Below are 24,777 nucleotides of genomic sequence, written 5' to 3' on the forward strand. Positions count from 1 at the left end.
TTGGGCGCGGTCAGCTATCACGACACGGTTAACGTCTTGCAAGTCGCAGCGCCCACCGGCGCCACGGCAGGCGGGCCGTTCGACCGCGCCGAATGGTTTGCGCTGCTCGCCGATGCCGGACAGGTACCGGTCATCGCGCAGGCAGGCGACGTGCAGCTGATGCTGACCGCCGCCAACGGACGCATCGAACCCTTGCGCAACTGGTACGCCTTCACCTGGCGTCCGCGCGGCGACAATCCGGTCCTCCTTGCCGCGATCGCCCGCTCCCTGCGAGCGCGCACGCACCGGGTCACGATGTGGCCGGTTCCGGACGAGGACGGAACTGCAACGCGGCTCGCCGACGCGTTTCGCACCGCCGGTTGGCATGTCGTGACCGGGCCGTGCGACCACAACCACGTGCTCCCCATCGCCGGCCGGTCGTTTGCCGAATATTGGGCCTGCCGTCCCGGTTCGATGCGCACGACGCTGAAACGCAAGGCCAAGAAAGTCGCCGTGACGATCCACGATCGATACGACGCCGATGCGTGGTCGGACTACGAGGCGATCTACGCGCAAAGCTGGAAGCCCCAAGAAGGCGATTCCGACCTGCTGCGCCGCTTTGCCGCGGCGGAAGGCGCCGCGGGTCGCATCAGGCTCGGGATCGCGCGCACGCCCGACGGCGCGGCGGTCGCGGCCCAGTTCTGGACGGTCGAGAACGGCACTGCCTACATCCACAAGCTGGCCCACCGCGAAAGCGCCAAGCCCCTGTCGGCCGGGACCACGCTGAGCGCGGCGATGTTCGAACGGGTGATCGACGGCGACGGGGTCGATCTCGTCGATTTCGGCACAGGCGACGATCCTTACAAACGCGACTGGATGGAATTGGACCGCCCGCGCTACCGCATCGATGTGCTGGACCCGCGGCAACCGAAGGCCTGGCCCGCCTTGGTCCGGCACAAGTTAACCGCGCTTGCACCCCGCCGGTCGGCTCGCTAGGCGCAGCGCGCTTTCGATAGGGGGAACCTGCCCAAGTGACCGACGGCCATCATCTCGCAGCCAGCCGGGGCGAAATCGACACGAAACTTCGCGCGATCCTGTGCGACGTGCTCGGTCTCGATGCCGGCCGCGTGGCGGAATTCGATGCCGACACGGGGCTGTTCGGCCACCTGCCGGAACTCGATTCCATGGCGGTCGCGGGCCTGCTTACCGAAATGGAAGACCGGCTCGATATCGTGATCGACGACGACGACGTCGATGGCGAGATGCTGGAGACCTTCGGCGGCCTGCTTTCCTTCGCCGAGGGCAAAGCCGCCACCGCGTGACCCCGTTCGAGCTTCTCGACTGGCCGTGCCCCGCCCCCGGCGGACCGCGCGAGGAGATGGCGCTCGCCTTCGATCGGCGACGCGCGCACCGCGTACTCGTCCTGCCGGCCTGGTTCGACGAAGCGAACAAGCTGCGTCGCCAGACGGTGGAAACGATGCGCCGGCTCGATGCCTCCGGCATTGACGCGGTGCTGCCCGACTTTCCCGGGTGCAACGAAAGCGAGGCACCGCTTTTCCATCAGACGCTGGAAGGGTGGCGGGGAGCAGCAGAGGCTGCGGCGAAGCATTTCCGCGCGACCCATGTGCTGGCGGTCCGGGCGGGCGTCATGCTTGCACCCGAAGGCCTCCCGGGGTGGGCCTGGGCACCGACCGGCGGGCGGCTGACCTTGCGGGGAATGATGCGCGCTCGGACTATCGCGGCAAAGGAAGCGGGGCGCGCCGAGCGGACCGAGGACCTGCAGGCTACCGGGCGAAGCGAAGGAATCGAGCTCGCCGGTTGGCACATCGGACCGACGCTCTTCGCCGCGCTCGAGACGACCGAACCGGCTGGCGAGCTCGAGGAAATCGAACAGGCCTCGCTCGGCGGAAGTGCGCTGTGGCTGCGGGCCGAACCTGCCGAGGACGCGAAACAGGCCGATGCCCTCGCCGCGCTGATTGCGGCAGCTCTGCCCGAAATGGCGGCTGACACGCCGTGACCCGCCTCCACCTTACCTTCGAATGCGACGGTACGACGCTTGCCGGCACGCTCGACCCGGCGCCCGGCACCGGCGGTCTGCTCCTGGTGACCGGCGGCAACGAGATTCGCGGCGGTACCTTTTCCGGACAGGCGGCGCTCGCCGCACGGATCGCCAAGGCCGGCTTCTCGGTCTTCCGCTTCGACCGCCGGGGCGTGGGCGACAGCGGCGGCACAAACCGCGGCTTTCGCAAGAGCCGGCGCGACATCGAAGCGGCGCTCGCAGCCTTCCGAGCGATCGCGCCGCAAGTCGACCGGGTGGTCGGGTTCGGCAATTGCGACGCGGCGAGCGCGCTGATGCTGGGCGAAGGCGCTGGCTGCGACGCGCTCGTCTTGTCGAACCCGTGGACCATCGAAGACGAAGCCGACACCCCGCCCCCGGCCGCGGTACGCGCGCGCTATGCCGACAAACTCAAGGATCCGCGCGAGGTGATGCGCCTCGTAACTGGCGGCGTGAACCTCGGGAAACTGGCCCGCGGGCTCATGCAGGCGGCCAAGCCCCGCTCGGCGCCCAGTTCGCTGGCGGCCGACATGGCGAAGGGGCTGGCGGCATTCGATGGGCCGGTGCGGATTCTTCTCGCCTCGGCCGACCGTACGGCGCAGGTCTTCGAGGAGCGCTGGGAGGCCGGCGACGATCGCGTACGCCGTTGCGACCGGGCGAGCCATGCCTGGATCGAGCCGCACGCCCGCCAGTTCCTCAACACGCAGCTCCTCGAAATGCTCCGCCGCGCCTAGTCGGCACCGCGCACGAACAGGCTGGCAAGCTCGACGTGCGTCGACCAGCGGAACTGTCCGACCGGGCGCAACTCAGCAAGCCGGAAACCGGCATTCACCAGCGCGCGTGCATCTTTCGCCCAGCTTGCCGGATTGCAGCTGATGTAGACGACGCGCGCGATACCGCTGGCGGCGATCCGCGCGACCTGTTCTCGCGCGCCGGCCCGTGGCGGATCGAGCAGGACGGCTTCGAATGCGCTGAGTTCACCGGGTTGTAGCGGACTGCGGAACAGGTCGCGGTGGTGGGCAGCGACCCTGCCCCCCGTCCGCGCACCTGCCGCCCTGCAGGCGAGATGGGCATCGCGCGCCGCCTCGTATGCCGCGACCGGGCGGTCGAGTGCGAACGCGAACGTACCGAGGCCCGAAAACAGGTCGGCCACCGGTGCGTCCCCGGCGGGCAACCACTCGCGCGCGGCGCTTATGAGCGCCGCTTCGCCGTCGTCGGTCGCCTGCAGGAATGCGCCCGGCGGCAGCGCGACGGGCATACCGCCAAGCGTGATTGTGACAGGCTCAGGTTCCCACACCGCTTCCGGGCCGTATCCGAGATCGACCGTCAGCCGCGCGAGGCGATGGTCCTGTGCGAAGGCGAGCGCCGCTTCGGTCGCCTCCAGACCCTCCATCGCGAAGCCCTTCAATCCGCAGTCGACGCCCTGGTCTGCAAGCGTGAGGTCGACATCGACCGCCCACCGTCCGCGCTGTGTGGCGAGCAGGCGTCGGAGCGGAGCGACGAGTGCGAACAGTTCGGGCCGCAGCACATGGCATTCGGCCAGATCGACGATCCTGTGCGATCCCGCTTCGCGAAAGCCGAGCACCACCTTGTCGCTCGCCGCCAGTGCATGCAGCGTCGCACGGCGTCGGCTTCGCGGCGGGGACAGGTGCGGCTCGGTGAAGTGTGCAGGCTCGATACCCTGCCCTTGTGCCGCGTAGAGCACGCGGTCGCCGACGAAGCGGGCAAAGGCGACCTCGTCCAGATGCTGGAGTAGGCATCCACCGCATCGCCCGAAATGGCGGCACGGCGGGATGGCGCGGTGCGGCCCCGCCTGCACCGAGCCATCCGGCAGAACGACGTCACCGGGCGCAGCCAGCGCGACGTGCCGGCCGCTCGCCGTCACACCGTCGCCTTTTGCGGCGGTACGAACTATTTCCTCAGGTTCGATCACAGGAAGTGCGCGTAAGCCGCTGGCAACGCGGCGACAAGATCGTCCGCAATGAAATTAGGCCCGGCCGCGCGGGCTGCCTCTGCGTGCAGCCAGGCCGCTTCGCCGGCGGCCTCGAACGGCCGAGACCCGGTTGCGAGCCGGCTTGCCGCAAGTCCTGCCAGCACATCGCCCGTGCCCGCGCTCGCGAGCCATGTGGGCGCCGGCGGCATGTAACCGAGCCTTTCGTCAGGCGCCGCTATTACGGTATCGGGGCCTTTCGCGAGTACGGTGAGCCCGCTCCGTCCCGCCAGTTCGCGTGCCTGCGCGACCTTGTCCCCCGCAGCGATGCCGAGCGTCTCGCACAGCTTGGCCAGTTCGCCTTCGTGCGGGGTGAGCAGCAGCCGCGCGGCGTCGACACCTTCGAGCAAGTCGTCGTCGAGAAGATGCAGCGCGTCGGCATCGAGAACGGTGGGCATTCCGGCACCGAGCGCGGCGCCAAGCCGCCTGCGCGCATCCTCGCCCCGCCCCAGCCCCGGCCCGATCAGCAGCGCTGACCAGCGCCGATCGGCGAGCGCGCTGTCGAGTTCGCCGCCGTCCACCACCAAGGCGGCGGGGGCGGCCGGGTGCGAATGCGCCGAAAGGAGCTTCACGTACCCCGCCCCGCCCCGCATTGCGGCAGTGGCCGACAGGATCGCCGCGCCCGGCATGGCCCCGGCGACAATTCCAACGAGTCCGCGCATGTACTTGTGCGCATCGCGGGCCGGCGGGGTGAACCGCGGACGGGGCACAAGCCTTGCCGCCCCCTCGACCGATACGATCCCGATGTCGACAAGGCGCGTTTCGCCAAGCCTTCCGAGCGCAGGCATCCGGAAATGCGCGGGCTTCCACGCACCCAATGCGAGGGTGAGGTCGAACGAGGGCACTTCGCCCAGCAGCGTTCCGTCGTCTGCCGCGATCCCGCTGGGTAGATCGATCGCGACCGCGAAATCGTGCGTCGCAACGAGCCCAGCGAGCAGGACTTCGTGATTTGCGTCCAGCGGGCGGGACAGGCCGGAACCGAACAGGCAATCGACGAATACGCCGCCGTGTGCGCCGTCATATCCGCGCGCGACATCGCCGCTCCAGGCGTTCCGAGCATCGCGTGCAGCGTCCGTCTTCGGTTCGGACGGAGCGATCACCCGCACGGTCAGGCCGGCTTCGCGCAGAACCCTTGCAATGACGTAACCGTCGCCGCCGTTGTTGCCCGGTCCGCAGAGCACCGTGACCGATCGGCCGGTCGCAACGCGCCGGATCCATTCGGCAGCCCCATGCCCGGCGCGGTCCATCAGGGCGACGACCGACGTTCCGGTAATGACCAGCGCGTTTTCCGCCGCGCGCATCTCCGCCGCGGTGAGTACCTGGTCAGCGGCGCGCATCGAGATCGGCCGGGAAGCGATAGCGATCCGTGCCCACGGTGACCTGCAGCACCGGGGGTTCGCCGACGAGTTCGTTCGCCGCTTCGTCGGCCCCGTCGATGGCGACCATGCCGGAACGGTTTTCGGCGATGCGGAACCGGCGAAACTGGCCGCCGGGGTGACGAACGACGAATTCCGGCCCCTGTTCGCCGGCGACTTTCTCGACGAGGCAATCAGGCCCGAAATCCGAACCTTCGCCAAGCGCGCACTCGATCCGGCTCGCGCCCGGCGCCGCTTGCGGTTGCTCTTCGCCGCCCGAACAAGCGGTCAACGCCAGCGAAAAAGCCAGGACGACGACCCTCATCCGCGGCGGAGCCTGCTCACGTCGCGGACGGCCCCGCGGGCGGCGCTGGTCGTCATCGCGGCGTAGGCTTCGAGCGCGGGCGAAACCTTGCGCGGACGCGGCTCGGCGGGTGCCCAGTTACCTTCGCGAAGTTCGCGGCGGCGCGCCAGTTCGGCATCGTCCACGGCGAGTGCGATCGACCTGTTCGGTATGTCGATTTCGATCCGGTCGCCATCTTCGACAAGCGCGATTGCCCCGCCTTCCGCCGCCTCGGGGCTGACATGGCCGATGCTGAGCCCGCTGGTTCCACCTGAGAACCGTCCGTCCGTAATCAGCGCGCAGGCTGCGCCAAGCCCCTTCGACTTGAGGTAGCTGGTGGGATAGAGCATTTCCTGCATCCCCGGCCCGCCACGCGGACCTTCGTAGCGGATCACGACCACGTCGCCCGCCTGCACTTGGTCGGTCAGGATCGCGGTTACTGCGGCGTCCTGGCTTTCGAACACCTTCGCGGGGCCGCTGAATTTGAGAATGCTTTCGTCGACCCCTGCGGTCTTCACGATGCAACCGTGCTCGGCGAGGTTGCCGAAAAGCACCGCGAGGCCGCCGTCCTGGCTGAATGCGTGTTCCCTGGCCCTGATGACGCCGCCGCGGCGGTCGGTGTCGAGATCGTCCCACCGGCGATTCTGGCTGAACGCGGTCTGGGTCGGTACCCCGCCAGGAGCAGCGCGGTAGAACTCCTGCACGCTGGGGTTGTTGGTGAGGCGAATGTCCCAGTCGGCCAGCGCATCGCCCATCGTGGGCGAATGCACGGTCGGCAGTGCCGTGTGCAACAACCCTGCCCGATCAAGCTCGCCAAGGATGCTCATGATGCCGCCGGCGCGGTGGACGTCCTCCATGTGGACGTCGCTTTTGGCCGGCGCCACCTTGCACAGGCACGGCACCGCGCGGCTGAGACGGTCGATATCGGCCATTGTGAAGTCGACCCCAGCCTCGTGCGCGGCGGCCAAGAGGTGAAGCACCGTGTTGGTCGATCCGCCCATGGCAATGTCGAGGCTCATGGCGTTCTCGAACGCTTCGAAAGTGGCGACGTTGCGAGGCAAAACGCTCTCGTCGCCCTCGCCGTAATAGCGTTTGCATAGCGCCACGACGAGGCGTCCGGCGCGCTCGAACAGGCCCTGCCGGTCGGCGTGGGTGGCGAGGACCGATCCGTTGCCTGGCAGCGAGAGGCCCAGCGCCTCGGTCAGGCAGTTCATCGAGTTGGCGGTGAACATGCCCGAACAGCTGCCGCAGGTCGGACAAGCGGCCTTCTCGATCTCGTCGACTTCCGCGTCGGTGAATGTCTCGTCTGCGGCAGCGACCATCGCATCGACGAGGTCGAGCGCGACTTCCTTGCCCTTCACCACGACCTTGCCCGCTTCCATCGGCCCGCCGCTAACGAAGACGGTCGGCACATTGATCCGCAGCGCGGCCATCAGCATGCCGGGGGTGATCTTGTCGCAGTTGGAGATGCACACCATCGCGTCGGCGCAGTGGGCATTGACCATATATTCGACGCTGTCGGCGATGAGTTCTCTCGAAGGAAGCGAATAGAGCATCCCGTCGTGCCCCATCGCGATACCATCATCGACCGCTATCGTGTTGAATTCCTTGGCCACCCCGCCCGCCGCCTCGATCTGCCGCGCGACCAGTTGGCCCAGGTCCTTGAGATGCACGTGGCCCGGTACGAACTGGGTGAAGCTGTTGACCACCGCGACGATCGGCTTGCCAAAATCGCCGTCCTTCATCCCCGTCGCGCGCCACAGCCCGCGGGCACCGGCCATGTTCCGGCCGTGAGTAGAGGTTTTTGAACGAAGGTCGGGCATCGGGCAGATCCTTGGCTGGAGCGGCGGGCCTAGTCCAGCGCGGGCCGCCGCCCCAGAGGCTTTTCCTTAGGCCGACTCAAGCATGAGTGACACTTGTCCGGCGATGTCGGCGATCATGTCCGCCCAGCGCGCCTGACCGGCCTCGGTGGCGATCTGGTCCTGCCGCACCTCGATTGCGAGGTAGTGCCGCCCGTGCGCCTCGGCATGGCGGTTCATCGTCGCGTTGAGTTCGCGGCCCGAATACGGCTCGTTGTCGCCCACGGTCAGCCCCTGTTCGCCGAACAACCGGATCGCGTGGCGCGCAGGTGCGTCGTCGGTGTTGTAGAGCAGCGCGACCTCCCACGGCCGCTCCTCGACCTTGCTCGAAAGGGCGGGCGTAAAGCTGTGAAGAGAAATGATTAAGGCCGGGTCGACGGCAACCAGCCACTCTGACAGCGCGGCATGGTAAGGACGGTGGAAGCGGTCGAGCCGCCCTTCCACATCGGCGCCGATATTGCCCGCGATCAGGTGCCCGTCGCTGCTGGTGGGGACGACAGCCGGGTTGTCCTCTTCGCGGTGCAGATCGCACACGAGGCGGCTGACGGTGGCGAGATGCGCGGGGACGCCATGACGTCGCGCCATGCGTTCGGCCACGCCTTCCACACCGATGTCGATCGCGATGTGCTCGTTCAGCAGCGCGGGTTCGATGCCAAGTTCGATATCGTCCGGGACATGGTTCGAAGCGTGATCGGCAACCAGGACGATACCGCCACGCGGGGGTTCAGGTCCGATTTGCCGGTAAGGCTGCCATTCGCTGATCAAGGACGCAGCTTTCCGCTCATTTGCCACCAATCTGGATGATCGGCCGCCAGGCGCGCGGCGGCTTCGCGCCGAGCCTCGGGGTCGGAATAGAGCGCGAAGCACGTCGCGCCCGAGCCCGACATACGGGCGAGCGTAGGGCCGGTTCCTTCAAGCGCTTCGAGCACGGTGGCGATTTCGGGCACAAGCCCGATGGCTGGCGCTTCGAGATCGTTGCGCCCCTCGGCGGCGATCCGCAAGGCCGGCCCGTTCGGGAGGGGTCCGCGGTCCTGCCCGTCCCACCCCGCAAACACCGGTCCGGTGGCAAGCGGTACGCGCGGGTTGACAAGGAGGACAGGAGTATCCTCCAAATCATTGACCACACTTGACAATTCGGTGCCGGTGCCGTTGCCGAGGCACATTTTGCTCTCGACGCAGGCGGGCACGTCCGCGCCCAGCTTCGCAGCGCGCCCGCGCCAGTCGTCTGGCAGGCCGTGGAGCGCCTCGAAGATCCGGAACACCGCCCCCGCATCCGCCGACCCGCCCCCAAGCCCCGCGGCGACCGGCAGGTTCTTTTCGAGCGTCAACCCCAGCCCCTGCGATCGCGGCAGCTTCGCCAGCGCCTGAGCGACGATATTGCCAAACGGATCAGCCAGTTGCGGGGCGAACTCGCCAACCACTGTCAACGCGTTTCGTTCGGCGACGCGCGCGGTCAGCTTGTCCCCCGCATCGACGAACGCGAACAGCGTCTCGAGCTCGTGATACCCATCCTCCCGCCGCCGCCGCACATGCAGCGCGAGATTGATCTTGGCGTAACCGGTTTCGTGCACCCTAGCCGCCGCCTCCCGAAAACATCACGTAAACCGCAAATAGTGCCAGCGCGCACCCCATCCAGACCACGACGACTAGCACGAGCTTGGCTGATTTCCTCCCAAGGTGGAGAGTGGCCGCCGGGACGGCTGCCCCGAACACGAAGGAGGCGACTGCCGATAGCGATACCAGGCTTCCTGCTGGGCATCGGAATACGGCCCATATCCAAAGGACCAGGCTACCAGCCCCATCACGACGATGTTCAACGCCGCGAGCGCGGCCGCGCAACCTGGTCGCCCTCGACCCACTTCCAACGCTCCGCGTCAAAGTCACATATTCGGATAGTTCGGCCCGCCGCCGCCTTCGGGCGTGACCCAGGTGATGTTCTGGTTGGGGTCCTTGATGTCGCAGGTCTTGCAATGGACGCAGTTCTGCGAGTTGATCTGGTATTTCGGCGCGCCGGTGGCTTCGTCGACAAGCCATTCGTAAACGCCTGCCGGGCAGTAGAACTGCGATGGGCCGCCGTAGACGCCGAGCTCGCTGCGCTTCTGCAGCTCCATGTCCTTGACCTTGAGGTGGACCGGCTGGTCCTCGGCATGGTTGGTGTAGCTGAAGCTGACGCTGGTCAGGCGGTCGAAGGTGATCTTGCCGTCGGGCTTGGGGTACTCGATCCGCGGGAACAGGTCGGCGCGCCCGGTCAGCTCGTAGTCCGGCTCGTGCTTGAACGCCGGGATGATCGGCATCTTGAGATAGCGCAGCCACATGTCCACGCCGGCCACGATCGTGCCGAAGTCCCCGCCGAACTTGGCGACCGCGGGCTGCGCGTTCTGGACGAGCTTGAGCTCGTGCGCGATCCAGCTGTCACGCACCGCCGCGTCGTAATCCATCAGTGCGGTCTTCTCCTCGCCCCGACCGATCGCTTCGGCGATGCTTTCGGCGGCGAGCATTCCGCTCTTCATCGCGGTATGGCTGCCCTTGATCCGCGGGACGTTGACGAAGCCCGCCGCGCAGCCGATCAGCGCGCCGCCGGGGAACGCGAGCCTCGGCACCGACTGCCACCCGCCCTCGTTGATCGCGCGCGCGCCATAGGCGACCCGCTTGCCACCTTCGAGGTATTCGCGGATCGCCGGGTGCTGTTTCCAGCGCTGGAATTCCTGGAACGGGCTGACCCACGGGTTCTTGTAGTCGAGCGCGGTAACGAACCCCAGCGCGACCTGTCCGTTCGCCTGATGGTAGAGGAACCCGCCGCCCCAGCTCTCGCTTTCGGACAGAGGCCAGCCTTGCGTGTGAATCACGCGCCCCGGCACGTGCTTCTCGGGATCGATATCCCACAATTCCTTCACGCCGAGCCCGTAGACCTGAGGCTGGCAATCGGCCTCGAGGTCGAACTTCGCCTTCATCTGCTTTGTGAGGTTGCCGCGAGCGCCCTCGGCGAAGAGCGTGTACTTGGCGAGGATTTCCATGCCCGGTTGGTAGTCCGCCTTGTGGCTTCCGTCGGCAGCGACGCCCATGTCCTGCGTGATGACACCTGCAACCGCACCATCCTCTCCGATGATGACCTCCGCGGCGGGAAAGCCGGGAAAGACCATCACGCCCAGCCCCTCGGCCTGCTCGGCCAGCCAGCGGCAAAGATTGCCGAGCGAGCCGGTGTAGCACCCGTCGTTCGACATGAACGGCGGCATGATCATGTGGGGCAAGCTGGTCATGCCGGTCTTCGATAGGACCCAGTGCCAGTTGTCGGTAGTCGGGGTCTCGGCCATCGGGCAGCCCTGATCCCGCCACTCGGGCAGCAGTTCGTCGAGCGCCCTCGGGTCGACGACGGCACCCGAAAGGATGTGCGCGCCGATCTCGCTGCCCTTCTCGAGGACGATCACCTCGAGTTCGGAATTGATCTGCTTCAGCCGGATCGCGGCGGCGAGGCCCGCGACGCCTCCGCCGACGATCACAACGTCGCAGGGCATCGATTCGCGTTCGCTCATGGTATTCCTCGTTCGAAAACTGTCCGATGTGCTTGATTGCCCCGGCGGGGGAGGTCAAGACCGGATGGATGGTGCCTGCCCCCTTCTCATCGCTCAAAGCCGACATCGCGGCCGCGCTCGACTGGTGGCGTATGGCCGGGGTCGACGCCGATTACGTGGATGCGCCGATCACATGGTTGGCCGATCCCAGAGCTGCCGAGGTTATCGAAGCTGCTCCGGCGCGGCAGAAGCGCGAACCTGCGCCCGTCGTTTCTGATCCGCAGCTCGGCGGACCATCGGAGAACTGGCCGCGCGAACTGGCGGCGTTCCGGCAATGGTGGCTGGAGGAACCCTTGCTCGACGAGGGGGGCCTTTCACCGCGCATCGCTCCGACGGGAGAGGTGGGCGCAGACCTGATGGTCATGGTCGCCATGCCCGAGGAAACCGATCGCACGAGCCTGCTGGAAGGGCCGCAAGGCGCCCTTCTCGACGGCTTTCTACGCGCGGCGAGATTGTCGCGGGATCGGATCTACATCGCCTCCGTCCTGCCACGCCACACTGTCCTGCCGGATTGGGCGGCACTCGATCGGCAAGGCCTTGGCAAATTGGCTGCGCATCATGTCGCGTTCGCGCAGCCAAAACGGCTCGTCGTGTTTGGGCAAAGCGTCCCGTCGCTCGGCGGGCACGATCCGGCGCAAGGTCCGCCGCAAGGTAGTGCCGCGACAGCCTTTTTTAATCATGAGGGCGGCAGGGTTTCCTCGCTCTTCCAACCCGGGCTCGCGCGGTTGCGGGACAAGCCGCAGCTTCGGGCCCGGTTGTGGAAGCGCTGGCTGGAATGGACGGACGAAGCGGAATGACACGGATCGGTGGACGGCGCGGCCGGATAGCTCTGGCCATTGCAGGTGCGCTCGCCTGCGCGACATCGACCCCCGCCCTCGCCAGCAGCGCCGCCGAGTATTTCCGCGCCCGCGCCGTGTCGAGCACGGTGCCCGAGCTGCTCAGCAATTCCGAACGTGAATGGTATCGCGGCCTGTTCGCCGCGATCGACGCGAAGGACTGGACCCGCGTCGATACTTTGTTCGCGGAGAAGCCCGACGGTCCGCTGCATCACGTCGCGAAGGCGGCATACTACCTCGATGCAGCCAGCCCCAGGGTCGAGTTGCCGGCGATCGAGGCGTGGCTGGCGCAGGGCACTCAACTGCCGATGGCCCAGCAGGTCGCCGGGCTGGGCCTGAAGCGCGGCATGGTGGCCATGCCGGGCCTGCCGGTCGAACAGCAGCTCGTCTCGCAAGGCTACTCCCCGCGCCGCGTCCTTCCAAATGCGGTGAACGACGGCACCATGCCTGCCGAGGTCAAGTCGGCCATCCTCGAGCGGATCAAGAACGACGACCCCGACGGTGCGCGCTTGCTGCTCGACGGTGTGGATGCGGGTCTTTCGGCGGCGGCGCGTGCCGAATGGCGCCAGCGCGTCGCGTGGAGCTACTACATCGAGAACCAGGATGCCGCCGCGCTCGGGATGGCGCAGACGGTGCGCAATGGCGGCAACGGTGCCTGGGTCGGCGAAGGCGATTGGGCGGCGGGCCTCGCCGCGTGGCGCCTCGGCGATTGCGAGAGCGCGGGCGAAGCATTCAAGCGCGCGGCGGGTTCGGCGCAGAACCTCGAACTGACGGCGGCCGGATATTACTGGGCGAGCCGCGCGGCGATCCGGTGCCGTGAACCGCACAAGGCGGCCGAGTACCTGCGCGGCGCGGCACGGCTCGACGAGACCCTCTACGGAATGCTCGCTCGCGAGGCGCTGGGCCAGGAACTGCCCGGCGGCCGGCGCACCGCGGACTTCGATGCCGCCGACTGGCAGCGCCTGCGCGATGCGCCCAACGTCCGCACGGCAGTGGCGCTGGCCGAGATCGGCCGCGATTCGCTGGCCGACGAGGTCTTGCGGCACGAGGCGAAGATCGGTCCGGCAAGCGAATACGACGCCTTGAGCAGGCTCGCCCGCGAACTCGGGCTTCCGTCCACCCAGCTATGGATGGCGGCGAACGCCCCGCGCGGCGCGAAGGCGGAGCCCACGTTGCGCTATCCCGCGCCGCGCTGGCAGCCAGTCAACGGATGGAAGGTCGATCCCGCGCTGGCGTTCGCGCACACCTTGCAGGAATCGCGGTTCCAGGCCGGTGCCGTCAGCCCCGCAGGCGCACGCGGCCTGATGCAGATCATGCCGTCCGCGGCGAAAGACCATTCCGGCACGCTCGGCTATTCCGGCAGCGCGAGTGACCTCAACCGGCCCGAAGTGAACCTGGCATTCGGACAGCGGCATCTGTCCATGCTGCGCGACAGTGCGGTGACGGGCGGCCTGCTGCCCAAGATCATGGCCGCCTACAACGCCGGCCTGACCCCGCTTTCGCGGTGGAACAGCGAGGTCAAGGATCAGGGCGATCCGTTGCTATTCATGGAAAGCATCCCCTACTGGGAAACGCGTGGATACGTCGCGATCGTGATGCGGAACTACTGGATGTACGAACGGCAGGCTGGTGCGGGCAGCGACAGCCGCCGCGCGCTGGCGCAGGGCATGTGGCCCACGTTCCCCGAATTGGCCGGAACCGGTGCCGTGCGGATTTCCGCGCGCTGATGGCGATCGATACCGACCGTCAGTTCCGGCCCATCAACATCGCGTTGCTGACGGTATCGGATACGCGCACCGCCGCCGACGACACGAGCGGCGATATCCTTGCCGCGCGCATAGAGGCAGCGGGCCACACCCTCGTGCAACGTGCCATCGAGAAGGACGATGCCGACGTCCTCGCGAATCGCCTTAACACGTGGATCGACGATCCCGAGATCGATGCCATCGTCAGCACCGGCGGAACCGGCCTTACCGGACGCGACGTGACGCCCGAGGCGCTGGACCGCATCAAGGACAAGGATATTCCCGGCTTCGGCGAACTGTTCCGCTGGCTGAGCTACAAATCGATCGGGACCAGCACCGTGCAGAGCCGCGCACTCGCCGTCGTCGCGCGCGGAACGTATGTGTTCGCGCTGCCCGGGTCGAACGGCGCGGTGAAGGACGGATGGGACGGCATCCTCGCCGAACAGCTCGACAGCCGCAATCGGCCTTGCAACTTCGTCGAGCTGATGCCGCGCCTGCGGGAAACCTGACGCTACCGCCCAGGCAGTGTTCCATGTATGTTCTGCTTCATGGAGCGCAGATTCGATCCCGAGATCGCCGGTCGCGGCGCGCAGGGCGCAAAGGTCCCGACCCGGTTCGGGCTGGCCGAGCGCGAGGTCGACGGCGACTGGCGCGATCACGTGGAGGCGCTGGGCGGCCCCCCGGTCAAACTCCGTACGACCGTCACCGAGGAACGGCCGAAGACCATCCTCAGCTTCAACACCTCGCCCGACGTTCCCTTCGACCGATCGGTAAACGCCTACCGCGGCTGCGAGCATGGCTGCGTCTATTGCTTCGCGCGTCCAACTCACGCCTATCACGACCTGTCGCCGGGTCTGGACTTCGAAACCAGGCTTTTCGCGAAGCCCGATGCGGCGCGCCTGCTGCGCGAAACGTTTGCCAAGCCCCGTTACCGTCCCAAGCCACTTGCGATGGGCACCAACACCGATCCCTACCAGCCCATCGAGCGGCGTTACCGGATCACGCGGCAAGTGCTCGAGGTGTGTCTCGACGCGCGCCACCCGGTCACCATCACCACGAAATCCGACCGGGTGTGCGACGACATCGACCTCATTTCCGAAATGGCGCGGCGGCGGCTCGTCGCGGTGAGCATATCGGTGACTTCGCTCGACCCGAAACTTTCTGGCAAGCTGGAGCCGCGGGCCGCCGCGCCCGCTAAGCGGCTCGCTGCGTTGGGTGCGCTCGTCAACGCAGGCGTGCCGGTGCACTGTTCGGTGTCCCCAATCATCCCTGCCATCACCGACGAGTTCATGGAAGAGATCGTCTCGCGCGCCGCCGCGCTCGGCGTACCCTCGGCCGGATGGATCCCTCTGCGCCTGCCGCACGAGGTTGCACCGTTGTTTCGCGAATGGCTGAGCGTTCATTTTCCCGAGCGCGGCGACAAGGTCATGAGTATCGTGCGTTCGATCCGCGGCGGGCGCGACAACGATCCCGATTTTTTCACCCGCATGAAACCGACCGGCGTCTGGGCCGACCTGTTCCGCGCGCGTTTCGCGATTGCTTGCCGACGCGCGGGCATCCAGAAGCAACGCTTCGAACTCGACTGCACCGGATTTCGCCTGCCCGAAACGGGGGGTCAGATGCGCCTGTTGTGATGAGGGATTTCTCAGCCCGTGAATAGACATCGACCAGACGTGTTCATGGAACCAAATGGCTTGCATAAGGTTTTGATACGAAGCTCTCCGCTCTGGTCGCGGCGGAGTAGTTCAAACTTAGGGGCAATCGGGGCTTAAATGGACGACGACACACGGGCGAACCCCCGCTCGCAGGCGAACACTCTGCCGAACGAACACCCGACCCACCCGGACTACGAGCATTTCGCGGGTGCGACCGGCCTTCTTTTCGAACAGGCCATGGCACAAACGCGGATGGCGGTGATCCTCACGGACCCGCGCCAAGAGGATGATCCGATCGTTTTCTGCAACGAGGCGTTCTGCAACCTTACCGGCTATTCCCCCGGCGAAGTGATCGGACGGAACTGCCGCTTTCTGCAGGGTCCGAAGTCCGATCCGGTCACCGTCACGCGAATGCGCGAAGCAATCCGAACCGAAGAAGTCGCGGTCGTCGAGGTACTCAATTATCGCAAGAACGGCGAAGAATTCTGGAACGCGCTGCATTTGGGGCCGATCTACGACGAAGGCGGGAAGCTCCTGTATTTCTTCGGGAGCCAGTGGGACGTCAGCGATATCCATCAGGCGCGCGCCGACGAAAGACATGCACGCGCCATGGCGCGCGAAGTTTCGCATCGGCTGAAGAATGTGTTCGCCGTCATCGGGGGCATCGTGAACATCACCGGCCGCGCGATGGGTTCGCTCGACGTGTCGAAGAAGATCAACGAACGGATTCAGGCCCTCGGCCGATCCTACGAGCCTACGCTCGACGATGCGTTTACCGGACGGATCGAAGTCGGGCAGGCTATCCGATCGGTGGTGCGCCCCTACGACCCGGAGGGCAACCGCATCCGTTTCCACGGGAACGGCGCGCGGGCGGAACCCAATACCGTTTCCGTCATCGGTCTCACCCTGCACGAACTGGCCGCCAACGCGAACAAGTACGGCGCGCTGTCGAACGAGGACGGGTCGATCGACGTTGCCTGGAGGGTGGAAGAGGGCGACAGCGGGCACCAGCTCGTCATCGAGTGGACGGAAAGCGGCGGACCTCGGCTCGACGGACCCCCGCAGTCCGAGGGGACCGGCTACACGATTGCGCAGAGCCTCCTGCAATATTCGCGCGGAACGCTGCGCCCCGAGTGGAATGCCGAAGGTCTCCACGCAATCTTGACCATTCCGGTAGCAGGCTGAAGTCCATGCAAGTCAAGCGCTACCTGATTCTCGAGGACGAGCCCCTCATCGCGATGGACCTGATGTTCGCGTTCGAGGATGCGGGGGTCGACGCGGTTACCGCGGTTTCCTGTCGCGAGGCTGTCGCCGAGATCGAGCGAGACCAGCTCTGTGGCGCCGTGCTCGACGTGAACCTCGGTCACGGCGAAACGTGCGAGGAAGCCGCGCGCCGGCTCACCGAACAGCGCATTCCGTTCGTGCTCCATACCGGCGACCTCAACCGCGTCGGCGAGTTCCTTCGCAGTCTCGGTGCGCCGATCCTCGCCAAACCGCGCGCAGCGGACGAGGTGATCCGGTTCGTGATGGACATGGTCGACGGAGAAACGGACCGAGACGCGGCGCCTTCGTCCTAACCCGACAGAGGCCGCTGCATGTAGACCGTATCGAGGGTGCGGCCGAACTTGCGGCCCACGGCGCGCATCCGTCCGGCCTCGACGAAACCGCACCGCGCGTGAAGTCCCATGCTTGAGGGCTCGGCCCCTCCGATGACCGCAATTATCTGCTCGAAACCGCAGTCCCGGGCGCCATCGATCAACGCTTCGAGCAATCCCCGCCCGATCCCGCGACCGGTCACTTCCGGAGCAACGTAGATGCTATCCTCGCACGTGCGCGCGTACGCAGGACGGTCGCGAAATTGCGCGACGTAGGCGTAGCCGACCACCGAACCCCCCGCTTCGGCCACGAGAAACGGCCAACCCCGCTCCGCGATCGCGCCAATCTTTTCGGCCCAGAAAAGCACCGGCGGCGGATCGATGTCGAACGTCGCCGTTCCGTGCAGTACGTGATGCGCGTAGATCGCCGCGATCGCCTCGGCATCGCCTGGCAAGACGGTGCGGAAGGTGATGGCGGTCACGGGGGCAGGCTGCGGCTCAGGCGGCGGTGAGGAAGGCGTCCTCGTCCAGCGCCATCATCGCTTCGCCACCGGCCTCGATCTTGCGCCGCAGCGCACCGCAATCGGGCACGAACCGTTCGAAGAAGTAGCGTGCCGTGGTAAGCTTGGCTTCGTAGAACGCCTTGTCGCCGGCGCCCGATGCGACCTGTGCCGCGGCGACCCGCGCCATCTTCAGCCACATCCACCCCAGGGACACGATGCCCATGATCGTCATATAGTGATGCGCGCCCGCGCCCAGGTTATTGGGATTGGCCATCGCGTTCTGCATGAACCACATCGTCGCAGCTTTCTGCTCGCCGACCGCCTTGGCCAGCGCATCGCCCATCGGCTTGAGATCGCCTTCCGCGGCCGCAGCTTCTTCTTCGACCTTCGCAAAGAATGCCTGGATCGCCGCCCCGCCCTTGCTCGCGAGCTTGCGACCGCACAGGTCCATCGCCTGGATGCCGTTCGTGCCTTCGTATATCTGGGCGATCCGTGCATCGCGCACGAACTGCTCCATGCCCCATTCGGCGATGTACCCGTGGCCGCCGAACACCTGCTGCATCTGCACCGCGGTGTCGAAACCCTTGTCCGTGCCGTACCCCTTGATGACCGGGGTCAGCAGGCCGAGCAGATCGTCGGCGGCGGTTTGCTCCTCTTCGCTCACGGCCTTGTGCGTCATGTCAACCTGAAGCGCGGCGTATAGGTAGAGCGCGCGCATCCCTTCGGTGAAGGCCTTGGCGTCCATCAGCATGCGGCGCACGTCGGCATGCACGATGATGGGATCGGCCTTCTGTTCGGGTTCGGCGGGTCCGGTCAGCGCCCTCCCCTGGCGCCGGTCGCGGGCGTAGGCGACGGCATTCTGGTATGCGACTTCGGCCTGGCTGAGACCCTGGATCCCTACGCCGAGGCGGGCGGCGTTCATCATCACGAACATGGCGGCGAGACCCTTCATCTCTTCGCCCACCAGCCAGCCCGTGGCGCCGTCGTAGTTCATGACGCAGGTCGCGTTGCCGTGGATGCCCATCTTGTGCTCGATGGAGCCGCACTGCACCCCGTTGCGCTCGCCCAGCGAGCCATCGTCGTTGACCAGCACCTTGGGCACCACGAACAGGCTGATGCCCTTGCTGCTGTCCGGCGCCCCCGGAGTCTTGGCGAGGACTAGGTGGATGATGTTCTCGGTCAGGTCGTGCTCACCGGCGGAAATGAAAATCTTCGTGCCGGTGATCGCATAAGTGCCGTCGCCCTTCGGCTCCGCCTTCGTACGGATCAGGCCGAGGTCGGTACCGCACTGGGGCTCGGTCAGGTTCATCGTGCCGAGCCATTTGTTGGCGATCATGTTGGGCACGTATTTCGCCTTCAGCTCGTCACTGGCGAATGCCAGCAGTGCGCTCACCGCTCCGGTGGTGAGGCCGGGATACATCCCGAACGCCTGGTTGGCCGACGATACGAACTCCTCCATCGCGAAGCCGAGGACGTGGGGCATGCCCTGCCCACCGACTTCCTCCGGCTGCGACAGGGTGGCCCAGCCCGCTTCGACGTACTGGTCGAACGCCGCCTTGAAGCCGGTCGGGGTCGTCACCGATCCGTCGGCATGGCGGGTGCACCCTTCCTGGTCGCCGATCGCATTGATCGGCGCGATGACTTCGGCGCAGAACTTGCCGCTTTCGTCGATCACCGTGTCGATCAGGTCGGGCGTCGCTGCCTCGAAGCCCGGGCGGTTGCCGAGGCCGGGCAGGTCGAGCATTTCGTTGATGACGAACTTCGCGTCGCGCGTGGGGGCGGTGTAAGTGGGCATGATGGATCCTTGTTATCCGGCGTCGTCGGCATCTTCGACGATGTCCTCGACGTGGGCGACGAATTGGGTGAGTTCGGCGATGGCCGAATCGATATCGGCCCGCTGCGCCTTCAGTTTCTCGATGTGCGTGCGGCACTTCTCGATCGTGACGCGGCGCTGTTCCTGCCGGCCGTCGCCGAGATCGTATAGGTCGATCATCTCGCGGATTTCGCCGAGACTGAAGCCGACGTTCTTCGCGCGCATGATCCAGGCGAGGCGCGCGCGATCGCGCTTGGAATAGATCCGAGCCAACCCCACTCTGCGCGGGGCGATCAAACCCTCGTCCTCGTAGAAGCGGAGCGCGCGGGCCGTGCAGTCGAACTCTTCCGTCAGGTCGGATATCGAGAACTGCTCACGCTCGAGCCGATCCGGGCGATCGATATGTGCGCCCTGATGTGCGGTTGCGGAAGAGTGTCGGGCGGGTTCGGCCATACGGCGCGAAATAGCGACTGCTTTACGTTTGCGTCAAGTCTTGACGGGCCGGAGAGTTTCGCCGTCGAGTTCGCGATAGAAGCAGCTCGTTAGTCCCGTATGGCAGGCGGGCCCGGCCGGTCGGCACTCGAGCACGAGTGCATCCTGGTCGCAATCGACGCGGATGCGCTCGACCGCCAACACGTGACCGGACGTTTCGCCCTTCTTCCAAAGGCGCCCGCGCGAGCGCGAATGGAAATGCGCGAAGCCCGTTGCGCGGGTCATTTCCAGCGCTTCGTTGTCCATGAACGCGACCATGAGAATCTCTCGCGACCCCGCATCGACGACGACCGCGGACAGGAGACCGGCAGCGTCGAACTTGGGCGTGAACGGGGCATCCGGTCGCTCTGTGGGAATGAATTCGGTTTGTTGCACGATAACCACAGCAATCTTTCAAAATCGGCGCTTACGCAAGATGGCGCTGTCATGAACGAACGTTCGGTGAGACACCAAGGTGCGCGGACGGAAACAGAAGCGCGGCCGGAATGCCGGTGCCGAAAGAGCGCCAGGTTCAGGGATCATCGCCGGACGACACGCGAACAATTCGCGACTTCGGCGATGCGACGATGAGGGATCGGATCCAGGCGACTGCTGGGGGGCGTCGCCGCAGTCCAGATCTTCTGGGCGGGTCCAATATGTTTCGTCACGGTACGCCCGGGGTTCGCGCCCCGGGCGTTTCCGTTTGAGCCTTCCCTCTTCCAAACCAAGCTCACGCGTCGTCGATCACGCGAGCGAAACATGCGATCACCACCTTCTGCGCCCCCGCCTTTTTAAGAGCCCGCACGCAGGCTTCGCTGGTAGCCCCGCTTGTGAGCACGTCGTCGACGAGCAATATCCGCGCTCCGGCAACGCGGGCTCGTCCGCTGGACGAAAGGGCGATCGCACCGGAGAGCGCCCGCGCCCTTGCCTTACGCCCGAGACCGCCCAGACTCGGCGTGCGCTTTGTGCGCCGCAGGAGATCGACGGCGAGTTCCTGCCCGGTCGTGCGCGCCAGTTCCTTCGCAAGCAGAGCCGCCTGATTGTACCCACGGCTCCACAGGCGCCAGCGATGCAGCGGGACGGGCGCGACCAGCCAAGCGCCTTCGAGAACCGGCAGGCGCGCCGCGATCAGGCGCGCCAGCATCGGTGCCAGGGCAATCCGGCGCCCGTGCTTGAATGCCAGCACCAGCTTGCGCGACGCCGGTCCGTAGATGGTGCCGGCCGCGATGCCGTCGTGGCGGGGCATTGTGGCCATGCACGGCGCGCACATCGCGTTCTCGTCCACCGCGAAGCCGCTCAGCGGCCGTTGGCATGCGGCGCACGCCGGCTCGCCGGGAATGTCGAGCATAGCCCAGCACGTACTGCATAGCCCGCTCTGCGCGTCGATGGCATCGCCGCACAAGGGACAGCGCGGCGGGTACACGAGGTCCACCACCGGAGCGAGGCTATCGCCGATGACGCGCGCGAACCCCATCCTCGTCAGAAGCGCCATCTTGCAAGCCGCGCGTCTCTCGCGCAGGAAAGCCGGCGATGGCGACCCGCGACGGACCCCCGACGATCTTCAGCCGGAGTCGCCTCGATGCGCGTGCCGCGCGGGCACGACAACTCGCCGCGCGAAAAGATGCCGCCGGATGGCTGGCCGAGGCGCTGGTCGAGGACGCGGTCGAGCGGATCGAATTCATGATGCTCGAGTCCGATCGCGCACTTGTCCTGGGAAAGGGTGCGAGCGAACTCGGGCGCCTTCTCGAACGCAAGGGCTGGCGGGTCACGGTGGCCGATCCCGGTACGCTCGATCTCGAAGCGCCCTACCCGTGGCGCGGGTTCGGACTGATCGTCAGTTTGGGAGTGCTCGACACCGTCAACGATCTGCCCGGCGCACTGATCCACCAGCGGCTCGCGCTCGACAGCGGCGGGGTCATGCTCGCCAACATGGTCGGCGCGGGCAGTCTGCAACGACTGCGCGGTGCCCTGCTCGCCGCTGATGGCGAGCGGCCGGCAGCGCGGCTGCATCCCGCGGTCGATGCGCAGGGCGGTGCGGCATTGCTGCAGCGAACGGGTTTCGCGCGGCAGGTGTCCGACGCGTGGACCCTGCGGCTGCGGTACAGCGCGCTCGACGATCTCGTCGCCGACCTGCGCGCGCAGGGCCTTACGAGTGCGCTGGCCGATGCCGCGCCGCCCGTTACGAAGGCCGGCCTCGCTGCAGCGCGGGCGGCGTTTCTCGACGAAGCCGACCGGCATGGCCGGGTGGTGGAAACATTGGAAATCCTGACGCTGACCGGCTGGCAAAATTAAGCGTCCCCCGCCCCCGCTCTGAGCGCCGCTTGCGCGGCAGCGAGGCGGGCGATGGGAACGCGGTACGGGCTGGCGGAAACGTAGTCGAGGCCGACCTTCTCGCAGAACGCGATGCTCGCCGGGTCACCACCGTGTTCGCCGCAAATGCCGAGCTTGATGTCGCTGCGAGTGCCCCGCCCCCGCTCCACGGCGATTTCGACAAGCTCGCCCACGCCGTCGATGTCGATGCTGACGAACGGATCGCGGGCGAACACGCCCTTGTCGACGTAAGCGCCAAGGAATCGGCCGGCATCGTCGCGGCTGACCCCGAGCGTCGTCTGGGTGAGGTCGTTGGTCCCGAACGAGAAGAAAGTCGCTTCCTCCGCGATCTCTCCCGCCATCAGCGCGGCGCGCGGAAGTTCGATCATCGTGCCCACGAGATAGTCGATTCTGGCGCTCCTCTCCGTGAACACCGCCTCGGCGGTGCGGTCCACCAGCGCGCGCATCAGTTCGAGTTCGCGCTTCGACGAGACCAGCGGGATCATCACCTCGGGCACGGGTGCCTCGCCGTCGGCGGCGACATCGCAGGCCGCCTCGAAGATGGCGCGGGCCTGCATCTCGTAAATTTCGGGATAGGTAATCCCGAGCCGGCAACCGCGATGGCCGAGCATGGGATTGAATTCGTGCAGTTCGGCGGCGCGGCGCTTGAGGTGGTCGGCGCCGAACCCGGTTGCCTCGGCCAGTTCCTCGAACTCGGCATCGCCCTGCGGCAGGAACTCGTGCAGGGGCGGATCGAGCAGGCGGATGGTGCACGGGCGCCCTGCCATCGTGCAGAAAATTTCGGCGAAGTCCGCGCGCTGTTCGGGGAGCAGCAGGGCAAGCGCCTTGCGGCGGCCCGCTTCGTCTTCGGCCAGGATCATCTGGCGCACCGCACTGATGCGGCTGGCGTCGAAGAACATGTGTTCGGTGCGGCAGAGGCCGATGCCTTCCGCGCCGAAGCTCACTGCCATGCGGCAGTCGACCGGTGTTTCCGCGTTGGTGCGCACGCCCATCCGGCGGTGGCGATCGGCCCATTCCATCAGGGTGCCGAAGTCGCCGGCGAGCTCGGGCTCGATCGTCGCGACCTCTCCCGCCATCACCTGCCCGGTGCTGCCGTCCAGCGTCAGCACGTCGCCCTCCGCGAGGTCGCGCCCGGCGATGCGCAGCGTGCGCGCCTTGAGGTCGATCGACACCGCGCTCGCGCCGGAGACGCAGCAGCGCCCCATTCCGCGCGCGACGACCGCCGCATGGCTGGTCATCCCGCCGCGCGCGGTGAGGATGCCCTGCGCCGCGTGCATGCCGTGAATGTCTTCGGGCGATGTCTCGACGCGAACGAGGATGACCTTCTCGCCCCGCCCCGCCCACGTTTCGGCGGTATCGGCGTCGAGCACGATCCGGCCGCTGGCCGCCCCGGGGCTGGCGGGCAGTCCGGTCGTCAGCACGTCGCGCGGGGCTTCGGGGTCAAGCGTGGGGTGAAGCAGCTGATCGAGCGCCATCGGATCGATGCGCAGGATCGCGGTTTTCTCGTCGATCAGTCCTTCGCCCGCCATGTCGACCGCCATCTTGAGGGCGGCCTTGGCGGTTCGCTTGCCGGTGCGGGTCTGCAGCATCCACAGCTTGCCGCGTTCCACCGTGAATTCGATATCCTGCATGTCGCGGTAATGGCCCTCGAGCAGGTCGAACACGCGCGCCAGTTCGCCGTAGGCGTCGGGCATCGCCTCCTCCATCGAGAGCGGCTTTGCCCCCGCCCGGTCGCGCGCGGTGCGGGTGAGGTATTGCGGCGTGCGAATGCCGGCGACCACGTCCTCGCCCTGCGCGTTCACGAGCCATTCGCCGTAGTAGGCGCGCTCGCCGGTCGCGGGGTCGCGGGTAAAGGCCACCCCCGTCGCCGAGGTGTCGCCCATGTTGCCGAAGACCATCGCCTGCACGTTGACCGCGGTGCCCCACCCGGCCGGGATGTCGTTGAGCCGGCGATAGACCTTGGCCCGGTCGCTGTCCCAGCTGTCGAACACCGCCGCGATCGCGCCCCACAGCTGTTCGGTCACCGTTTGCGGGAAGGGTCGGCCTAGCTCGCCCTCGGCGATGCGGCGGTATTCGGCGACGAGCGCCTGCCAGTCCTCCGCCTCCATCTCGGTATCGGCGTAGTAGCCCTTGTCTTCCTTGGCGATCTCGAGCGCTTCCTCGAACAGGCCGTGGTCGAGCCCGAGGACGACGTCCGAATACATCTGGATGAACCGGCGGTAGCTGTCCCAGGCGAAGCGGGCATCGCCGCTGGTCTTTGCCAGCCCCTCCACCGTCTCGTCGTTGAGGCCCAGGTTGAGAACGGTATCCATCATTCCGGGCATGGAGACCCGCGCCCCCGACCGCACCGAGACCAGCAGCGGATCGTTCGCATCGCCGAACCGCTTGCCGACACTGCGCTCGATGTGGCCGACCGCTTCGCCCACCGCGCGGCGGAGCTCCGCGGGGAACTCGCCCCCTTCGTTGAGGTAGCGGACGCATTCCTCGGTCGTGATCGTGAAGCCGGGGGGCACCGGCAGGCCGATGTCGGCCATCTCGGCAAGGTTCGCGCCCTTGCCGCCGACGATCGTCTTGTCCTTCGCGCGCGGGTCGCCGGAGGTGGCGCCGCCGCCGAATGGATAGACCGTCTGCAAATCGCTTACCTTCCCTGTCACGCCGATCCGGGATATTATCCGAT

General features: G+C 66.7%; 24 protein-coding genes. 11 read left to right on the forward strand and 13 right to left on the reverse strand.

Annotated elements, in window-relative coordinates:
- The 4 genes from D4766_RS00610 to D4766_RS00625 are packed head-to-tail and all read left to right on the forward strand — an operon-like array spanning window position 1 to window position 2,769.
- Window positions 1-975: a GNAT family N-acetyltransferase gene (locus D4766_RS00610; RefSeq protein WP_234024831.1), complete on the forward strand. Its 975-nt coding sequence runs from the start codon at window positions 1-3 to the stop codon at window positions 973-975.
- A 35-nt stretch (window positions 976-1,010) separates the two neighbouring features.
- Window positions 1,011-1,301, forward strand: coding sequence for an acyl carrier protein (locus D4766_RS00615; protein ID WP_194955775.1), 291 nt, complete (start codon window positions 1,011-1,013; stop codon window positions 1,299-1,301).
- Window positions 1,298-1,996, forward strand: a complete 699-nt coding sequence (locus D4766_RS00620) for an alpha/beta hydrolase family protein (protein ID WP_407701499.1) — start codon at window positions 1,298-1,300, stop codon at window positions 1,994-1,996. Before D4766_RS00615 ends, D4766_RS00620 begins: the two co-directional genes overlap by 4 nt.
- Entirely contained in the window at window positions 1,993-2,769 is a 777-nt protein-coding gene (locus D4766_RS00625) for a hydrolase 1, exosortase A system-associated (protein WP_120715714.1), read from the forward strand. Before D4766_RS00620 ends, D4766_RS00625 begins: the two co-directional genes overlap by 4 nt.
- Here the strand turns inward: D4766_RS00625 and D4766_RS00630 are convergent.
- From D4766_RS00630 to D4766_RS00660, 7 genes are all read right to left on the reverse strand, one after another.
- Window positions 2,766-3,968: a class I SAM-dependent RNA methyltransferase gene (locus tag D4766_RS00630; protein WP_120715715.1), complete on the reverse strand. Its 1,203-nt coding sequence runs from the start codon at window positions 3,966-3,968 to the stop codon at window positions 2,766-2,768. The two genes, D4766_RS00625 and D4766_RS00630, sit on opposite strands and share 4 nt — an antisense overlap.
- Window positions 3,965-5,362, reverse strand: a complete 1,398-nt coding sequence (locus D4766_RS00635) for an NAD(P)H-hydrate dehydratase (protein WP_120715716.1) — start codon at window positions 5,360-5,362, stop codon at window positions 3,965-3,967. Before D4766_RS00635 ends, D4766_RS00630 begins: the two co-directional genes overlap by 4 nt.
- Window positions 5,349-5,705 carry a hypothetical protein gene (locus D4766_RS00640; protein WP_162935605.1) on the reverse strand — a complete coding sequence of 119 codons (357 nt, stop codon included), beginning with the start codon at window positions 5,703-5,705 and terminating at the stop codon, window positions 5,349-5,351. Before D4766_RS00640 ends, D4766_RS00635 begins: the two co-directional genes overlap by 14 nt.
- Window positions 5,702-7,546, reverse strand: coding sequence for a dihydroxy-acid dehydratase (ilvD, locus tag D4766_RS00645; RefSeq protein WP_120715718.1), 1,845 nt, complete (start codon window positions 7,544-7,546; stop codon window positions 5,702-5,704). Before ilvD ends, D4766_RS00640 begins: the two co-directional genes overlap by 4 nt.
- Window positions 7,547-7,612: 66 nt before the next feature.
- Window positions 7,613-8,344, reverse strand: coding sequence for an N-formylglutamate amidohydrolase (locus D4766_RS00650; protein WP_120717962.1), 732 nt, complete (start codon window positions 8,342-8,344; stop codon window positions 7,613-7,615).
- Entirely contained in the window at window positions 8,344-9,153 is an 810-nt protein-coding gene (locus tag D4766_RS00655) for a 4-(cytidine 5'-diphospho)-2-C-methyl-D-erythritol kinase (protein WP_120715719.1), read from the reverse strand. The genes D4766_RS00650 and D4766_RS00655 overlap by 1 nt, the downstream gene beginning before the upstream one ends.
- Window positions 9,154-9,462: 309 nt before the next feature.
- Complete coding sequence (locus D4766_RS00660; protein ID WP_120715720.1) at window positions 9,463-11,112, reverse strand: electron transfer flavoprotein-ubiquinone oxidoreductase; 1,650 nt, start codon at window positions 11,110-11,112, stop codon at window positions 9,463-9,465.
- Between the two features lie 26 nt (window positions 11,113-11,138).
- Between D4766_RS00660 and D4766_RS00665 the strand changes: the two genes are divergently transcribed.
- From D4766_RS00665 to D4766_RS00690, 6 genes are all read left to right on the forward strand, one after another.
- Entirely contained in the window at window positions 11,139-11,948 is an 810-nt protein-coding gene (locus D4766_RS00665) for a uracil-DNA glycosylase family protein (RefSeq protein ID WP_162935606.1), read from the forward strand.
- A complete protein-coding gene (locus D4766_RS00670; protein WP_120715722.1) occupies window positions 11,945-13,714 on the forward strand; it encodes a lytic transglycosylase domain-containing protein in 1,770 nt (589 codons plus the stop codon). Before D4766_RS00665 ends, D4766_RS00670 begins: the two co-directional genes overlap by 4 nt.
- Window positions 13,714-14,241, forward strand: coding sequence for a molybdenum cofactor biosynthesis protein B (moaB, locus tag D4766_RS00675; RefSeq protein ID WP_120715723.1), 528 nt, complete (start codon window positions 13,714-13,716; stop codon window positions 14,239-14,241). Before D4766_RS00670 ends, moaB begins: the two co-directional genes overlap by 1 nt.
- Before the next feature lie 39 nt (window positions 14,242-14,280).
- Entirely contained in the window at window positions 14,281-15,366 is a 1,086-nt protein-coding gene (locus D4766_RS00680; protein WP_120717963.1) for a PA0069 family radical SAM protein, read from the forward strand.
- Between the two features lie 138 nt (window positions 15,367-15,504).
- Window positions 15,505-16,572: a PAS domain-containing protein gene (locus D4766_RS00685; protein WP_120715724.1), complete on the forward strand. Its 1,068-nt coding sequence runs from the start codon at window positions 15,505-15,507 to the stop codon at window positions 16,570-16,572.
- Window positions 16,573-16,577: 5 nt separating this feature from the next.
- Window positions 16,578-16,964, forward strand: a complete 387-nt coding sequence (locus tag D4766_RS00690; RefSeq protein ID WP_120715725.1) for a response regulator — start codon at window positions 16,578-16,580, stop codon at window positions 16,962-16,964.
- Here D4766_RS00690 and D4766_RS00695 read toward each other — a convergent pair.
- The 5 genes from D4766_RS00695 to D4766_RS00715 all read right to left on the reverse strand — a co-directional run bounded on the left by D4766_RS00695 (window position 16,961) and on the right by D4766_RS00715 (window position 21,261).
- Window positions 16,961-17,464 (reverse strand): GNAT family N-acetyltransferase, encoded by a 504-nt coding sequence (locus tag D4766_RS00695; protein WP_120715726.1) that lies wholly within the window; start codon window positions 17,462-17,464, stop codon window positions 16,961-16,963. The two genes, D4766_RS00690 and D4766_RS00695, sit on opposite strands and share 4 nt — an antisense overlap.
- Before the next feature lie 16 nt (window positions 17,465-17,480).
- Window positions 17,481-19,280, reverse strand: coding sequence for an acyl-CoA dehydrogenase C-terminal domain-containing protein (locus tag D4766_RS00700; protein WP_120715727.1), 1,800 nt, complete (start codon window positions 19,278-19,280; stop codon window positions 17,481-17,483).
- Window positions 19,281-19,292: 12 nt separating this feature from the next.
- On the reverse strand, window positions 19,293-19,751 hold the full coding sequence (locus tag D4766_RS00705; RefSeq protein WP_120715728.1) for a MerR family transcriptional regulator: 459 nt from the start codon (window positions 19,749-19,751) through the stop codon (window positions 19,293-19,295).
- Window positions 19,752-19,784: 33 nt separating this feature from the next.
- Window positions 19,785-20,165, reverse strand: coding sequence for a phosphoribosyl-AMP cyclohydrolase (gene hisI / locus D4766_RS00710; protein WP_234024833.1), 381 nt, complete (start codon window positions 20,163-20,165; stop codon window positions 19,785-19,787).
- A gap of 334 nt (window positions 20,166-20,499) precedes the next feature.
- Window positions 20,500-21,261 carry a ComF family protein gene (locus D4766_RS00715; RefSeq protein WP_234024834.1) on the reverse strand — a complete coding sequence of 254 codons (762 nt, stop codon included), beginning with the start codon at window positions 21,259-21,261 and terminating at the stop codon, window positions 20,500-20,502.
- 38 nt (window positions 21,262-21,299) lie between these two features.
- Between D4766_RS00715 and D4766_RS00720 the strand changes: the two genes are divergently transcribed.
- Window positions 21,300-22,061: a class I SAM-dependent methyltransferase gene (locus D4766_RS00720; RefSeq protein WP_120715729.1), complete on the forward strand. Its 762-nt coding sequence runs from the start codon at window positions 21,300-21,302 to the stop codon at window positions 22,059-22,061.
- Here D4766_RS00720 and ppdK read toward each other — a convergent pair.
- Window positions 22,058-24,754: a pyruvate, phosphate dikinase gene (gene ppdK, locus D4766_RS00725; protein WP_234024835.1), complete on the reverse strand. Its 2,697-nt coding sequence runs from the start codon at window positions 24,752-24,754 to the stop codon at window positions 22,058-22,060. The two genes, D4766_RS00720 and ppdK, sit on opposite strands and share 4 nt — an antisense overlap.
- Between the last annotated feature and the right edge of the window lie 23 nt (window positions 24,755-24,777).

The organism is Tsuneonella amylolytica, from assembly GCF_003626915.1.
Lineage (GTDB): Bacteria > Pseudomonadota > Alphaproteobacteria > Sphingomonadales > Sphingomonadaceae > Tsuneonella > Tsuneonella amylolytica.